At 60.5% G+C, this 15674-nt stretch carries 11 protein-coding genes; 1 reads left to right on the top strand and 10 read right to left on the bottom strand.

The window, feature by feature from the left end:
- On the top strand, positions 1 to 1199 hold a 1199-nt coding region (locus ADN01_RS08220; RefSeq protein ID WP_152974011.1), incomplete at its 5' end, for a bifunctional serine/threonine-protein kinase/formylglycine-generating enzyme family protein.
- 351 nt (positions 1200 to 1550) lie between these two features.
- Here ADN01_RS08220 and ADN01_RS08215 read toward each other — a convergent pair.
- From ADN01_RS08215 to ADN01_RS08170, 10 genes are all read right to left on the bottom strand, one after another.
- Positions 1551 to 2369 (bottom strand): thermonuclease family protein, encoded by an 819-nt coding sequence (locus ADN01_RS08215; protein WP_062418901.1) that lies wholly within the window; start codon positions 2367 to 2369, stop codon positions 1551 to 1553.
- Positions 2366 to 3715, bottom strand: coding sequence for a hypothetical protein (locus ADN01_RS08210; protein ID WP_062418900.1), 1350 nt, complete (start codon positions 3713 to 3715; stop codon positions 2366 to 2368). Before ADN01_RS08210 ends, ADN01_RS08215 begins: the two co-directional genes overlap by 4 nt.
- Positions 3716 to 3926: 211 nt before the next feature.
- Entirely contained in the window at positions 3927 to 4055 is a 129-nt protein-coding gene (locus tag ADN01_RS20330; RefSeq protein WP_201778658.1) for an SUMF1/EgtB/PvdO family nonheme iron enzyme, read from the bottom strand.
- Entirely contained in the window at positions 4012 to 4407 is a 396-nt protein-coding gene (gene avd, locus ADN01_RS08200) for a diversity-generating retroelement protein Avd (RefSeq protein WP_062418899.1), read from the bottom strand. Before avd ends, ADN01_RS20330 begins: the two co-directional genes overlap by 44 nt.
- 4 nt (positions 4408 to 4411) lie before the next feature.
- Positions 4412 to 5428 (bottom strand): reverse transcriptase/maturase family protein, encoded by a 1017-nt coding sequence (locus ADN01_RS08195; RefSeq protein WP_062418898.1) that lies wholly within the window; start codon positions 5426 to 5428, stop codon positions 4412 to 4414.
- Positions 5429 to 5573: 145 nt separating this feature from the next.
- A complete protein-coding gene (locus ADN01_RS08190; protein WP_062418897.1) occupies positions 5574 to 7616 on the bottom strand; it encodes an SUMF1/EgtB/PvdO family nonheme iron enzyme in 2043 nt (680 codons plus the stop codon).
- 96 nt (positions 7617 to 7712) lie between these two features.
- Positions 7713 to 9707: a protein kinase domain-containing protein gene (locus ADN01_RS08185; protein ID WP_062418896.1), complete on the bottom strand. Its 1995-nt coding sequence runs from the start codon at positions 9705 to 9707 to the stop codon at positions 7713 to 7715.
- Between the two features lie 251 nt (positions 9708 to 9958).
- Positions 9959 to 11836: a bifunctional serine/threonine-protein kinase/formylglycine-generating enzyme family protein gene (locus tag ADN01_RS08180; RefSeq protein WP_062418895.1), complete on the bottom strand. Its 1878-nt coding sequence runs from the start codon at positions 11834 to 11836 to the stop codon at positions 9959 to 9961.
- Between the two features lie 209 nt (positions 11837 to 12045).
- Positions 12046 to 13962, bottom strand: a complete 1917-nt coding sequence (locus tag ADN01_RS08175) for a bifunctional serine/threonine-protein kinase/formylglycine-generating enzyme family protein (RefSeq protein ID WP_082142853.1) — start codon at positions 13960 to 13962, stop codon at positions 12046 to 12048.
- A 72-nt stretch (positions 13963 to 14034) separates the two neighbouring features.
- Positions 14035 to 15674, bottom strand: a 1640-nt coding sequence (locus ADN01_RS08170) for an SUMF1/EgtB/PvdO family nonheme iron enzyme (protein WP_075071062.1), incomplete at its 5' end; no start/stop codon positions are given.

Here is a 15674-nt window from a genome sequence, read left to right as displayed (position 1 = left end):
TGCGCGAACGCGGGCCGCTGCCCTGGGAAGAAGCATTGACTGTCCTGCAGGACGTCGGGGCGGCTTTGTGTTTTGCACACCAACGCGGTATCATTCACCGCGATGTGAAACCCTCCAACATACTTCTCAGCCGTGAGCCAGGTGAAGGCGCCGTGCTCTCCGATTTCAGTCTGGTGAAAGCGGTAAGTGCGTCTGTGGTAAAGACCTCGAGCCATATCATCATTGGCACACCCCAGTATATTCCCCCCGAAGTGTGGCACGGCAAGGTGCCCACCCCTGCCGTAGACCAATATGCCCTGGCCTGTGTGTTGGTGGAGCTGCTCACCGGCCGCATCCTGTTTGACGGACCCACCCCGCCCGCGGTGATGGCCGCTCATTTTCAGCCGCCGCGCCTGCCCCAGGCCTGGCCCGCAGAGGTTCCGGAAGCATTCACGCAATTAATCACCAAAGCCTTAGCGCCTGAACCTGAGCAGCGTTACTCGGGCATTAAGGAATTCATCCAGGTGCTCACCCAGCCCCGGGCTGTAAGCATACCCACAACCAATCCGCCGGCTGACAGACCCGTGCAAGGCAAAACGGATCATCTCGCTGGAATCGAGTGGGTGAGCATATCCGCGGGGGAATTCTTGTATGGAGATCCACCGAAAGCGGCCTACATAGCACAGCCTTATCAAATTGGCAAGTATCCGGTCACTCAGGCGCAATATCAGATGTTTATCGATGCCAACCCTAGCTATCCAGTGCCCGAAAATTGGGATGGAAAGACCCGCCGTCATCCCACAGGTATGGAAAAACACCCTGTGGTTTTTGTCAGTTGCGATGATGCCCAGGCCTTCTGCCGGTGGGCTGGCTGCCGGCTGCCCACCGAGGCGGAGTGGGAACGGGCGGCCCGGGGCACCGACGGCCGAACTTACCCCTGGGGAAAAGAGTGGGTAGATGGGAAGTACTGCAACTCAATAGAATCGCGGATGGGCGGCACAACGCCTGTCGACCACTTCCCATTGGGAGTCAGCCCTGAAGGTGTGTGGGACACGGCCGGTAACGTCTGGGAATGGACTTCTAGCAATTGGTGTAGCGCCACCAAAGTGCTTCGCGGGGGCTCTTGGGGCGATGGTTCGGACGTCATTAGCGCGGCGCTTCAGCTCTGGGGCAATCCCTTCGACCGCAGCATCATTATCGGCTTCCGTTGTGCCCGCTGAATAAAGGTTTGAACTGGTTTCTGATTCTCTGGTTTCTGCCGCCCGCAGGGCGTTCTGGTTTTCTGAAGCCGTGGGTTAGGGTGAATCGCGGCAAAAGGGCTTACGGTCTTTGACTTTCCGCTGGAAACTCACCGCTCTATCGCGCCTCCAACGCCCAGGGGATGGGTTGTTTCTTCTAATGAAGGCTGGATTTCCAGAATAAGGTTGCGCAATCCCCATCTCCGTTCGCTTGTCCTCGAATTGCGAGCGCGCGCGGAACGGACTGCTGACAAAACACCTGGACAATGCACCCGTGGGGAGCGCCAACTCTCAAATCAGGTCAGGTGAGTGAAACACCATCCCACGAATACCTCATGCTCCCCACAACCCCTTGCCTTTTCGCCGAGCCTCCCATTCGAGTGCCTGGAACTCCAAGGCTCTCCCTGTATCCGGCTGGATGGAAAGCGCGCGGGCCAGCCCTGCCTTGAGCAGCTCTGCATTCACCAGGGTCTCACCCACGTACACAAAACGCAGCAAGCGGCCGTAACGATCTACTTCCGAGACGTCGCGTACCAGGCGGACGCGTTGACCTACGACCCATTGTTGGTTGGCGGCTTTGGCCTGCCGGGCGAAGGGCTCGGGCGGACCTTCCCAGGTGGTCATTTCGGGCGCGTCGATGCCGATGTAGCGTACACGGCGCCCGTCGGCCAGCACCAGCCCGTCGCCATCGGGAACGCGCACCGCCAGGGCAATTTCTTCGCGGGGGCCTGCCGTTTCAGTTGCGAGGGATGGGCCGATGAGGAGGTCCAGGTACTGCCGGATGCGGCTAATCCACCCCACGGCTGCCTGAGTTGGTACAACAGCCAACGCCTCCAGCCAATCTACCCCAGCCAAAGGCGGGCGGTCCGGCCGCTCCCCAACTTCCATTGCCCAGATCAACCGCCCTAAGAGCTGGATTTGATGCTCAACCAATTGAAGGGTCACTTTCCAGCCGCCGGATTCTTCATCCAGCCCGTTAACCTGCCGGGCCAGGGCCAGACGGATGCGCTGCGACGAAGCGGCGATTCCTTCGCGGTAGAGTGCGGCGCGGCGGGCGAAAATTTTTTGGATGGCTTCCTGCGCCTCTTGCCGGGTTTGGTCCAAATGGGCCTGGGCGCGGCGCAGGCTCTGGGTGGTGAGGGGGGCTGTCATGCGAGGTATTCTTTCGGCGCGTCCAGTTTGAGCTCTCGCGCCGCCAGGCGCAGCGCTTTGGGATTGTACCGTACGCTTGGGTTCAGGCCGGAGAGCAGAGACAGGCGGGTGTTGGATACGCTTTGAGGATCCTCTTGGAAACGACGGCGGATTTCCTCAGGCTCAGCTTCCGCCAGGCCGGGCGGGGTGTGCAGGGCGATCAGCAGGGCATAGGGGACGCAATATGAACTGATGGCCGCTTCCAGATCTGAGAGGTAATACCAGCCTAATAAGGAACGCACGCGCATGCCGGATTGGCGGTGATTATCCTCATCATGTTGATTGCAGTACTCTTCGGCGGCCAGCAGAAGCTGGTTCACGGCCTGCGAGGCCAGCCTGGACTGCTGAAAGAAGAGAAAGCGGAACAAGTCGGCCACCTCGGTGACGCGGATGGTGAAATTGTTGAAGGTGAGGGAGAAAGGCAGCAGACGGGCCACCCGGGTGAGGATTTCACCCACACGGCGCGAACTGGGCCGAGAGACCACCAGCCCTTCGCCAAGCGGCTGCCGCATTTTGCAGGCCAGATATTCCCAGATCCATTCGCGCCAGCCGTGCCAGGTGATGCTCATCCCCCGCCCCAGCGCATCCAGGCGGGCCAAGGCGGGCTGCAGACGCGGCAGGCGCAGCCCAGCCTGGCGAGCTGCCCAGGCGGTGTACAGGCCGTGCTGCTGCATCTCGCGCCCCAGGGTGGTGTATTCAAGCAGGAAGCCGCTGCCCCAGCGTGCACGCACCACTGCGCCCAGGGCATCCACACGGGCGTCGCGATGCTGATCGAGGTGGGCCTGGGGATTGGGCTGCTCAAGCCCCACAAAGCGCGCGGCGTTGACCAGGCAGCCGCCGTGGGCCCCGGGCAGGTAAACCGCCTGCAGAGCCTCGGCTGCTTGGGGCGGATGGGCCAGGAAGTCCCTGCGCTCCGCATGGGTCAATTCCAGGCCTTCGGCCAGAGCCCGCAGGAAGGCATCGGGGTGGGCCAGCAGGCGGGTGGGGCCGTTAAAGCCGCCAGGAAGGGGAAAGCGGTGCAGGTCGAACTCGTCCAGGGCAGCCTGATCGGCTTCACCGGCCCAGGTTTCTACCTGGGCATGCATGGTCACGGGTGAGGAGGCGGGCAGGGGCTGGGCGGCGGCGGCGGGCGTTTCGCCGCGCCACAGGGCCAGGCGGCTTTCCAGCCAGGAGTCATAGATGGACATTTGCTCTGCAAAGGGGGCCTGGGGGTTCAGCAGCGGGCGGGTCTGAGCAGAGATGCGGCGGCGGTTGACGGCGTTTAGGCGTTGGGTGAATCGGTTTTGGATCTCATCCAGATCGGTCATGGTTCACTCCCTGAAGGATGGTTCGCCGGCCGATAGACGGCGGAAAGCAGAGAAAACGGAGAGGTTTGCCTGGCTCCAGACGCTGCGAGGCGGTAGGGAGCCAGGCTTTTGGATATTTGCCCAGGACGAGCCTGGCCGGGAAAAGGCCGCGCTGACTTCCCTGGGCGCGCGGTGGTTCGTGAACCGTCCGCATCCAGCCGGAAAGCGGGAATCATCGGGCACAACGGAAGCCGATATTGTTGTTGCGGTTGTCGGGATTGTTCCTGTTGCGATTTGCCGTGCGGATGTTGTTCGATTCATTGTTCCAAGAGCCCCCGCGATGTCTCTGGCCTTTCCCCACGATCGGCTGCTTTGGGTGCCGCCGGTGTCGCCTTTAACCATCCGCCCAGCAATTTACCCATCTCACTGGTGTGCCGGGCAGCGGATTCGTATTGATCAAAAGAGAGCAGCTTTAAATCCTGAGCCAGGCGCAGATAAGAGCGTAGCTTTTCAAGCTCGAGATCCGCTTCGACCAGGTTTTTTCTACGTTCTGAGCTGTGAACAGCACGGAGAATGAGCTCTTGAAATTGAAACAAGCTGTTTTCCAGGCGGGCTGCCAGGCGGAAACGATGTTCTTTTGGAAAGCGGCCTACGATTGGAACCAGCCAAAGCATAAAATCATAAGTTTTTGTGAAAATGGGCGAGGATTCCATCTGATCATCTCTCCATTAAGCGAATGGGATTTACCCCCAGGATTAACCGGCGTAAACCGTAGGTATCGCCATGATTGGCATGGGCGGCCCAGCCTTGAGCCGAGGCGGTCAGACGCGGCAGATCCACCTGCCCACATTGATATTGCCTGATCAATGTGCCAAAACGCCGCCGGAAAGCATGGCCTGTGCGGGGTTTTAGGCGGCGATAATTGGGGTAGAGGATAAACCCTAAAAAAGGTAAGCCTTCCGGCACTGGGCGTACAGGCGCAGCCGTTTCGTGCAGGGTCAGGCGTAAGTTGTCTAAAAACAGGATAATTTCCGATTTCCATTGGTGAAGCTGCGCTTTATCCTCGGAAAAGAGGACAAAATCGTCAACGTAGCGCAAATAACGCGTACATTTGAGGGAGCGTTTAATGAAATGGTCTAACGGATTTAAGTAGACATTGGCCCAAAATTGGCTGGTCAGGTTGCCAAGCGGAAGGCCTCGTGGGCGCGCTGCGGATAGTAAATTGTCTCCGGGGAACCAGCGCATCTCATACATTTCATCCAGTACACCCTGACCCGTTTCCAAAATCCGTTCGCAGAGCGAGATCACTTCTTGATCGGATATCACCCGATTTAGTTCGCGCATGAGGATGGCGTGGTCGATGCTGGGGAAAAACTGGCGGATATCGCACTGCAGCGAATACCCTCCGGCGCGCAAAAAATGTGTGCAGCGATCCAAAGCGCGGTGTGTGCCCTTTCCTTTACGATTGGCATAGGAGTCAAAAATGAAGCGGCGCTCGAAGAGCGGTTCGATGATGGCGATCAGGGCATGATGCACAACTCGGTCTCGGAAAGGGGCTGCCGAGATCAGGCGGCGTTTGGCTTCGGTACGGTAGAAACTGCGGTATGGCCCAGGCCGGTAGGTTTTTGCACGCAGTTCGTCTTCAAGTCGCAGCAATTCTTCTTCCAGGTTTCGCTCAAACGCCGCAACACTGCTTTGCGCGCGCTTTCCCTTGCGGGCAGCCCGAAAAGACATATGTAAATGACGAAAACTAGAGAGAGTCTCGAAAAGTGTTTGCATATTTTAACTGGGGGGCTTTGCCCCCTCGCGAAGCACCCACGTCAGGGGGCAGACCCCCCATCAGAAAACCAGAGAATCAGAAACCAGTTCAAACCCTTTTTCAGCGGGCACAACGGAAGCCGATACTGACGTCGCGGGCGTCGGGATTGCCCCAGTCGCGACTCGCCGACCGGATGTCGAACGATCCATAGTTCCAAGAGCCCCCGCGATATACTCGGTATTGTCCCGAATCCGGTCCAGCCGGGTTGGAAACGGCTCCAGAAGGGTAATCACCATACCAATCTGCCACCCACTCCCACACGTTGCCGGCCATATCCAGCGCGCCGTAGGGGCTGGCCCCGGATGGATACTGCCCCACCGCGGTGGTATCCTTTTCATAACTACCAAAGTTCGCTAATTGCCCATTAGGGGTTTGATTCCCCCAGGGGTAGATGCGCCCGTCCGTGCCGCGGGCGGCTTTCTCCCATTCAGCTTCGGTGGGCAGGCGCCGCCCAGCCCAGGCGCAGTACGCGCTGGCCTGGTTCCAATCCACATTGATGACCGGGTAATTATCAAACTGGCTGCTGCCGTAATAGGAATCCCGAGTGTAGGATCTTGTGTACGCGGGCGGCGTGCATGCTCCATCGGCCACACAGCGCGCGTACTGGGCGTTGGTGATCTCGGTCTGGTCAATCCAGAAAGAATCCAGATACACCTTGTGCTGGGGCAGTTCGTCATCGTATGCCTGCGGGTCTGCGCTCTTGTCCGAGCCCATCCAGAATTCACCGGCGGGGACGTAGACCATGACCATATCATCTTTGGGTGAGACCTGGGTGGAGCCGATGCCCAACGCGGGTGTGGATGTCATGGCGGGGGGCTGGTTGGCGCGCGGCGTGGGCGTCAGAGCGGGGGTCTGGGAGGGGCTAGCAGCCTGCGGGGTGCTTTGCGAGGCTTCATCTGTGTTTTGTGCAGCCTGGGTTTGGCGCAGCGCCAGGGCGGTCTGGGTGTTTTTTAGGTTTTGGGTCTGCAAACTGGCGGTCAGCCAACGGGCCGCCCCGCTCAGCGCGGCCAGCACAAACACCCCGGCCAACGCGGCCGCCAGCCATTTGGCGTTCTGCTGCCACCAGGCCTGTTGGCGCTGTCGGGCTTCGGCCTGGGCCTGCTGGCGTTTTCTCTGCTCTTCCGTCTGACGAGCTGCGGCCTGCTGTTCTTCTTCGGCGCGGCGGGCCTGTTCGGCGGCCTGCTGGCGTTCGCGCTGCAGCTGGTCGCGGGCCGCCTGCCGGCGGGTCTCCTCTTCCCGTTCGGCGTGCTGGGCTTCTTCCTGCAGGCGCTGGCGGCCGGCGTGCAGCCGTTCCGCGGCGGCGCGCCCGTCCCAGGGGCGCTGCCTGGGGTCCTCTGCCAGCATAGCCGCCAGGAGCTCATCCAGCCAGGCGGGGGCGTCGGGGTTCAATTCACGAATGGAGGTCGCGGGGGGCAGCTGTTTGGCGTTGCGCCCGCTGAGCATGAGAAACAGGATCAGACCAAGGGTGTAGATGTCAGACGGGGGGCGCAGGTAGCCCAAGACCGTTTCCTGCTCAGGGCTCATGAACGCCGGGGTGCCGGGGTGATGTTCGTTGACGCTCAGGCGGGAGCGCATGGAGGCGCCGCCGGGGATTTGGGCCAGGCCCAGGTCGGCAATTTTGGCGGAGCCGTCGGCCCCAAAGAGGATGTTGCTGGGTTTGAGGTCGCGGTGCACCACCTCGCGATCGTGCAGGGCCGTCAGCCCAGCGGCGGTATCCTCGGCGATGCGCAGAGCTTCTTCCAGGGGCAGAAGGGTGCGTTTGGGGCGCGGGGTGCTGTCCAAACGGTCTTGCAGGCTGCCGCCGGGGGCGTATTCCATGCTCAGGATCAAATTACCGTCGGATTCCTCGAAATCGTGCACCTGGATAATGTGCGGGTGAGACATTTGCGCGCCGAGCTGGGCTTCCAACTGGAAGCGGGCGCGGCCTTCGGCATACAGGCTGGAGCCGATACCGTCCGCATCCCGGCGCAGCACCTTGAGCGCGCGCTGGATGTTCAGCGAGCGGTGGACGGCCAGGTAGACCTCACCGAAGGCGCCCTGACCGAGCAGGCGTTCGATGCGGTACTTATCGAGGAGGATGTCATTGGGTTGGTAAACGGGCATGCGGGTCCCCCTGAGGGATGAAGATAGCATTCATTTTACTATACGCTGTCGTTTTCGGCTGACGTATTGGGGGCGCAATTCAATCCAACCAGCGATTCAGGGGCCCCAGCTCACGCGCCAATCATATACCTTTCCGTTCGTGTGGGTGACCTGATGGCTTTCACCCGTATCTACGGAGCGGATGAAAACTTCCCCAAAATCAGCACCAAGGCTTCCGGCCTGACTGGAAACATAAGCCAGCCATTGGCCGTCGGGCGACCAGGCCGGACCACGAGACCAGTTCCCCGAACCCGATTCGGTCAGCCTTTGCTTTTCAGCGCCGTTGATGTTCATCAACCAGATTTCGCTGTTGGCACTGCCTTCATTGGATTGGTAGGCAATCCATTTCCCGTCCGGTGAAATCGCGGGTGCATAGTTTTCACTGCTGCTGCCGGCCAGCAGAAGGGGGGCATCCCCGTTGACGGATGAGCGGTAAATTTTGGTTGCCTGATCTTCGAAAACAGCATACACCAGGTCCTTCCCATTGGGCGATAATGCTGGAATCAGACCATAGATGCTGGAAATCGAATCACCGCCGGCCCACTTCAGTCGGTTTCCGCTGGCGCTGCACACGATACTGCTGCTGTCCGATGCCCAGGATGGTGATTTGCACTGGTCTGTTTGAACTGGGCTGAACTGGGGGGATAGAGGCGACTGATACAGGATGTTGGGAAGAGAATAATAGGCAATCCGCGTGCCATCTGGCGAGAGGGCGGGCCCCAAGAGGTAATTTTCGCTTTTTCCGGTTTGCAGCACTGTGGATTGTTTGGAAGCCAGATCCAAGAGGGTGAGCGCGGCGCCCGCATCCAGGCGAGCGGTAAACACCAACTTTCCCTGTTCCCATCCCACAGGGTGTGCAGCTTCGCCAGCGGATGAACTTTTCTCCTGGGTTTTGAAGGCTGTTGGAGTTTTTCCATCGTTGGAAAGGGAGGACTGCTGCACGCTCAGATCGGTTGGCTCAACTGGTATTTCTGGCGCTGCGGCTCGCGCAGCCGGAGCCGGCAGGAGGGCTGCGGACTGTTGGTCGGTTGGGCCAGCCTGGACGGCCTGAAGAGCCAGGGCGGTCTGGGTGGTTTGCAGTTTTTGAGTCTGCCGATTACTGGTTAACCATAAGATTGGCACGGCAATCAGCGCGAACAGCAAAACCACCGCGGCCGCCCCCAGCGCCAGCCACCAGGCACTGGGCTTCTTCCCGGCTGACCTGGGTAGGGGCGATGGATCCCTCCGTAATTTCTTGGCAACTTCCACCCCATCCCAGGGGCGCTGCCTGGGGTCCTCCGCCAGCATGACCGTCAGCAGGTCATCCAGCCAGACGGGTGCGTCGGGACGCAGACTGCGGACACGCGTGCCGGGGCGCTGGTTGTGATAATCCCGTCCGGTCAGGGCCAGAAACAGGCAGGCGCCAAGCATGTAGATGTCGCTGGGGGGCTTGAGCGCCTGGCTGCCGAGGTTGTGTTCCGGGCTGCGGAAATTGGGGTGGCCGGGGTGGATGCTGAGCAGGGCGCTGGACACGCCGTAGCGTTCGCTGAACACGCCGGGGACCTGAGCCAGCCCCAGATCGGCCAGCCGGGCCCGGCCGTCACGGTCGAAGAGGATGTTGCCGGGGTGCAGGTCGCGGTGAATGACGTCTCTTTGATGCAGGGCTGCCAGGGCCTCGGCGATCTGGCCGCCGATGCGCACGACCTCGTCCACCGGGATGGGGGTGCCTTCGCGGTCGGCGGCTTCGATGCGGGCTGCCAGGCTGCCGCCCGGCATGTACTCCATGGAAAGCAGCAGAATGCCGTGATCCTCTTCGAAGTCAAACACCTGGACGAGGTCTGAGCCGTGGAAGAGCTCGTACAGGCGGGCCTCCAGCTCGAAGCGTTCGCGGGCGTCCTGCAGGCGCTGGGGGGCCGAGAATCCGGGGGCATCGGCGCGCAGCACCTTGACGGCCCGTTGGCCGTTGAGCTTGATGTGGGTGGCCAGGTAGACCTCACCGAAGGCGCCCTGACCGAGCAGGCGTTCGATGCGGTACTTGTCGAGGAGGATGTCATTGGGTTGGTAGCTGGGCATGCAAGTCCCCCTGAGGGATGAAGTGGATATCGATATTGTACAGGCAAAACGTGTTTCAGCCATGCTGAACCAGGGTGATCGTTAAAACCCAACCCGCCAGTGCGGGTTCATCGGGCGCGGCGCTCTACCCTTCTTCAAAAAGTGATTGCATATTTTAACTGGGGTGCTTTGCCCCCTGGCGAAGCACCCACGTCAGGGGGCAGACCCCCCATCAGAAAACCAGAGAATCAGAAACCCGTGCAAACCGTTTCTCAGCGGGCACAACGGAAGCCGAAATTGACGTTGCGGTAGCCGGGAAGGCTCCTGACGCGATAAGCCGCGCGGATGCCGTACGAAGCATCGCCCCAAGAGCCCCCGCGAAACACACGGGCTTCTCCCGAACCCGGCCCAGTCGGGTTGGAAACGGCTCCAGACGGGTAATCACCATACCAATCCGCCACCCATTCCCACACGTTGCCGGCCATATCCAGCGCGCCGTAGGGGCTGGCTCCGGCTGGATACTGCCCCACCGCAGTGGTATCCTTTTCATTACCGTTAAAGTTCAGTAATTGTCCATTGGGGGCTTGCTTCCCCCAGGGGTAGATGCGTCCATCCGTGCCGCGGGCGGCCTTTTCCCACTCGGCTTCGCTGGGCAGACGCCGCCCAGCCCAGGCGCAGTACGCGCTGGCCTGGTTCCAATCCACATAAATGACTGGATATTGATCAAACTGGCTGCTGCCGTAATAGGAATCCCGCGAGTAGGATGATGTTTCCGCGGGCGGCGTGCATGCTCCATCGGCCACACAGCGCGCGTACATGGCGTTGGTGACCTCGGTTTGGTCGATCCAGTAGGCGTCCAGATAGACGCGGTGCTGAGGAAGTTCGTCATCGTTCGCCTGCGGGTCTACGCTCTTGTCCGAGCCCATCCAGAATTCACCGGCGGGGACGTACAGCATCAGCATGCCGTCTTGGGGAGAGACCTGGGTGGAGCCCATTGAAGGGGTAGCCGTGATCATTTCGGGGGTCTCGGTGGGGCTGGCGGCCTGGGGTTGCGGGGGCGCCGGGGTCGGTTGGGCGTTTTGGACAGCCTGGGTATCCTGGACAGCCAGGACGATCTGGGTTTCTTGTAGGCTGCGGGCCTGCAGGCTGTTGGATGCCCAAAGGAGGATGACAGCCATCAACCCAAACAGCGAAAGCGCCGCGGCCGCCCCCACCGCCAGCCATTTGGCGTTCTGCTGCCACCAGGTCTGCCGACGCTGGCGCTCGGCGGCCTGCTGGCGTTCGCGCTGCAACTGTTCGCGGGCAGCGTGCCGGCGGCCCTGGCGAAGCCGTTCAGCAGCGGACCGCCCATCCCAGGGGCGCTGCTCGGGGTCCTTGGCCAGCATAGAAATCAGCAGGTCATCCAGCCAGGCGGGGGTATCGGCGCGCAGACTGCTGGCGCGCGTGCCGGGGCGCTGGTTGTGGTAATCCCGTCCGGTCAGGGCCAGGAACAGGCAGGCACCGAGCATGTAGATGTCGCTGGGGGGCTTGAGCGCCTGGCTGCCGATATTGTGCTCCGGGCTGCGGAAATTGGGATGGCCGGGGTGGACGCTGAGCAGTGCGCTGGAGACACCGTAGCGTTGGCTGAAGACGCCCGGCACCTGGGCCAGCCCCAGATCGGCGAGCCGGGCCCGGCCGTCGCGGTCAAAGAGGATGTTGCCGGGGTGCAGGTCACGGTGAATGACGTCTCTTTGATGCAAGGCGGCCAGGGCGTCGGCGATCTGGCCGCCGATGCGCACGACCTCATCCACAGGCATGGGGGTGCGGTCTCGATCGGCGGCTTCGATGCGGGCGGCCAGGCTGCCGCCCGGCATGTACTCCATGGAAAGCAGCAGGACGCCGTGATCCTCTTCGAAGTCGAAGACCTGGACGAGATCTGAGCCGTGGAAGTGCTCGTACAGGCGGGCTTCCAGCTCGAAGCGTTCGCGGGCATCCTGGAGGCGTTGGGGGGCCGAGAATCCGGGGGTATCGGCGCGCAGCACCTTAACGGCCCGTTGGCCGTTGAGCTTGATGTGCGTGGCCAGGTAGACCTCGCCGATGGCGCCCTGACCCAGCAGGCGTTCGATGCGGAACTTGTCGAGAAGGATGTCATCGGGTTGGTAGACGGGCATGCCAGTCCCCCTGGGGGTGAGATGATACCTGTATTGTACACGCAAAGTGGTGTCAGGGCTGCGTCTGAACCGCACCCGCAGCGGCGGGCAAAGCGTGTTTGCATATTTTAATCTGGGGGGCGCAGCCCCCCAGACCCCCCGCAAGGGGATAAACCCCCGCTTCAGAAAATCAGAACGCCCTGCGGGCGTCAGAAACCAGAAAATCAGAACTATTGTGAGCGGGCACAACGGAAGCCGAGGCTGTCGAACGCATTGTTTGGGGAGTTCCAGTCGCGGTAAGAAGGGCGGAGGCCGAAATCATCGTTGCCCCACGAGCCGCCGCGAAGGACACGGTCGACACCCGCCTCTGGACCGACCGGGTTACCGGTAGGCGAGTTCTGGTAGTAACCATCCCCATACCAATCCGCCACCCATTCCCAGACGTTGCCGGCCAGGTCCAGCGCGCCGTAAGGGCTGGCCCCGGCGGGATAACTTCCAACGGGCGCGGTATCCGGGAAGCCGTCACAGTTGGGTCCGCCCGGAACGGTTTTAGAATGCGCTTGGGTTTCATCATCAAAATTGCCTCTTGAACAGGAGAATTCATCCCCCCAGGGGTAGATGCGCCCATCGGTGCCGCGTGCAGCTTTTTCCCATTCGGCTTCGGTGGGCAGGCGCCGCCCGGCCCAGGCACAATAGGCGCTGGCCTGGTGCCAATCCACGTAGATGACCGGGTAGTTGTCAAACTGGCTGCTGCCGTAATAGGAATTCCGCGTGTAGGATCCAGTGTACTCCGGCGGGGTGCATGCTCCGTCTGCCACACAGCGCGCGTACATAGCGTTGGTGACCTCAGTCTGATCAATCCAGTAGGCGTCCAGATAGACGCGGTGCTGAGGCAGTTCATTGTCCTGTGCCTGCGGGTCTGCGCTCTTGTCCGAGCCCATGTCGAACTCACCCGCCGGGACGTAGACCATCACCATATTGTCTTTGGACGCGATTGCGGTTTTAATTTGAATCGGTTGTCTATCGTCTTTAGGCGCGACTTCGGTTTTTAATTGAATCGGTTCGCTTGGTGGTGAATTTGGCATCATGCCTATCAAAACGTTGCACATCACCATTAAACCGCAACAGCTCATCAATCCACCTGCAAGCCACAGCCAAGATTTTTTTTTGGTATGGGGCGGGCGTGAGGCAGGTGTCGGGATGGGGGGGGTTGGCTGCGCTGTAGTTTGTTCTTGTGTAATTTGTATGGTCTCCGGATGGGCCTGTTCTTCCACAGTTGGAAGAGCGCTTTGCTGAACGGATTGCGGTTGGGTCTGACCGTCGGCTTCGGTTGGCTCGTGAATTTCTCCCTGGTCTCGAATCTCTTGCAAGGCCGCACTCAAAGCCGCCAGATCAGGGAATCTTTCGGTGACTGATTTGGCCAACGCACGGCTAAGAATTGCACGGATGGGGGCGGGCAGGGCACTCAGGTCAGGTTCGCGCAGCACGTGAGCCGTCATCACCGCGGGTGGGGTTTCACCGGTGAACAGGACTTTGCCGGTCAGGGCTTCGTACAGCACGCAGGCCAGGGCGTACTGATCGCTGGCCGGGGAGGCTTTTTCGCCGGACCAAATTTCGGGCGGGATGTAAGGCGGTGTGCCCAGCACGGCGCCGGTGTGGCTGGTGAGACCTGTGCTCATCATGGCTTTAGTCAGGCCAAAATCTGCCAGGAAGTACTCGCCGTTGGAATCGCGCAGGATGTTGGCGGGCTTGACGTCGCGGTGGAGGAAACCTTGCGCGTGGGCGTAGTCCAGCGCGGCACCGATCTGCTCGGCCAGACGGGTAACTTCGGCCAGCGGCAGGGGCCCCTGCTGGGCGAGGATCTGGGCGAGGGAGGGGCCGTCGATATAGCGCATGGCAATATAATATCGACCGTCGGTTTCGCCCATGTCCAGAACAGTCACAATGTGGGGGTGGAACAAACCAGCGGCAGAGCTCGCCTCACACAGGAAACGCTGAAAGGAGTCTGCATCGGCCACCAGGGCGGGTTTGAGCAGCTTGAGCGCCACATCACGGCCGAGGGCGCGGTCGCGTGCGTGAAAGACCTCAGCCGTTGCGCCGCTGCCGAGATTTTCTAAGATTTCGTATTTGCCGAGTTGGGTCATCATCCGTTTCCTGTAAAGCTGTTTTTTCAATGGATAGGTTGGACAGGCAAAGCGTTTCTGCGAGGAAGCGATGCGCTAGGGCCTATCTGCGCTTTGAGCGCAGCGGAAGCCACCGGTGCTGTCTGTGTAGTCCGCACTGCTCCTGTAACGATAAGCAGCTCGAACACTATTCACATAATTGTTCCAAGAGCCGCCTCGCAACACGCGTCCAATTTCATCAGTGGCTCCGGTCGTGTTTGTTTCGAGTGCAAGGGGATAATCCCCATATGGGTCAGAAACCCACTCCCAGACGTTGCCGGCCATGTCCAGGGCACCGTAGGGGCTAGCTCCAGATGGAAAGCTGCCCACTGCAGTCGTATCGCCAACATTCTGAAAGTAGTTTAACAATTGTGAATTAGGCGCTTGATTCCCCCAGGGGTAGATTCTCTCATCGGTGCCGCGGGCGGCTTTTTCCCATTCGGCTTCGGTGGGCAGCCGCCGCCCAGCCCAGGCGCAGTACGCGCTGGCCTGGGCCCAATTTACATAAATGACTGGATACTTATCAAACTCGGCGTTGCCATAGTAGTTTTGACGGGCGTAGGAGGATGCCCTTACAGGCGGCTGACAAGCTCCCTCAGTTACACAGCGTGCATATTGGGCATTGTTAACCTCGGTTTGGTCAATCCAAAAGGCGCCCAACTCAACCGTGTGTACCGGTCTCTCGTCCAGGTCGCCATCATTAGATCCCATTTGAAATTTTCCAGCAGGGACGTAGACCATCATCATGAGATCTTTAAATGAGACAAAGGTGGCGCCAATTCCAAAAGTGGTTGTGTTATCGAGCGTCGAGGCGATTTTTGAGGTGGGGGTCAGCGTAAAGGTCAGTGTGGGGCTGACGGCCTGGTACACCGGAGCAGTTTGTGTACCGAGAGGTGGACTACCTCCCCAATTGATTAATGTGACAAGCAATGGAACCAGGGCAATGGTCCCAACCATTCCAACCGCCAGCCATCGGGCGTTGCGGTGAAACCAGGTCTGTTGGCGCTGACGGGCGGCGGCCTGCCGCTGGCGAGCCAGCCGTTCTTCTTCGGCGCGGCGGGCCTGTTCGGCGGCCTGCTGGCGTTCATATTCTACTTGGGAGCGGGCGGCCTGGAGATGATATTCCTCTGTCTTAGGATCTACGGGTTTGGCCTGCTGCTGGGCAGGGTCTACAACCGGAGCCTGGGTGAGCGCCCGGATGAATTCCTCTATGCCCGAGAAACGCTGCTCAGGTTCAGGCGCTAAGGCTTTGGTGATCCATTGCGTGAATGCTTCCGGAACCTCTGCGGGCCAGGCCTGGGGCAGGCGCGGCGGCTGGAAATGCGCGGCCATCACCGCGGGCGGGGTGGGTCCGTCAAATAGGGCGCTGCCGGTGAGCAGCTCCACCAACACACAGGCCAGGGCATATTGATCCACGGCGGGGGTGGGTACCTTGCCGTGCCACACTTCTGGCGGAATATATTGGGGTGTGCCGATGGTGGTATGGCTCGAGGTTGCCACTGCAGACGCGCTTACGGCCTTGACCAGACCGAAATCAGAGAGCACGGCGCCTTCTCCTGGCTCACGGCTCAGAAGTATGTTGGAGGGTTTCACATCGCGGTGAATGATACCGCGTTGGTGTGCAAAACACAAAGCCGCCCCGACGTCCTGCAGGACAGTCAATGCTTCTTCCCAGGGCAGCGGCCCGCGTTCGCGCA

It is taken from the genome of Levilinea saccharolytica, from assembly GCF_001306035.1.
In the GTDB taxonomy this organism is placed as follows: Bacteria; Chloroflexota; Anaerolineae; order Anaerolineales; family Anaerolineaceae; genus Levilinea; species Levilinea saccharolytica.
This window is presented reverse-complemented; position numbering and strand designations above follow the sequence as displayed.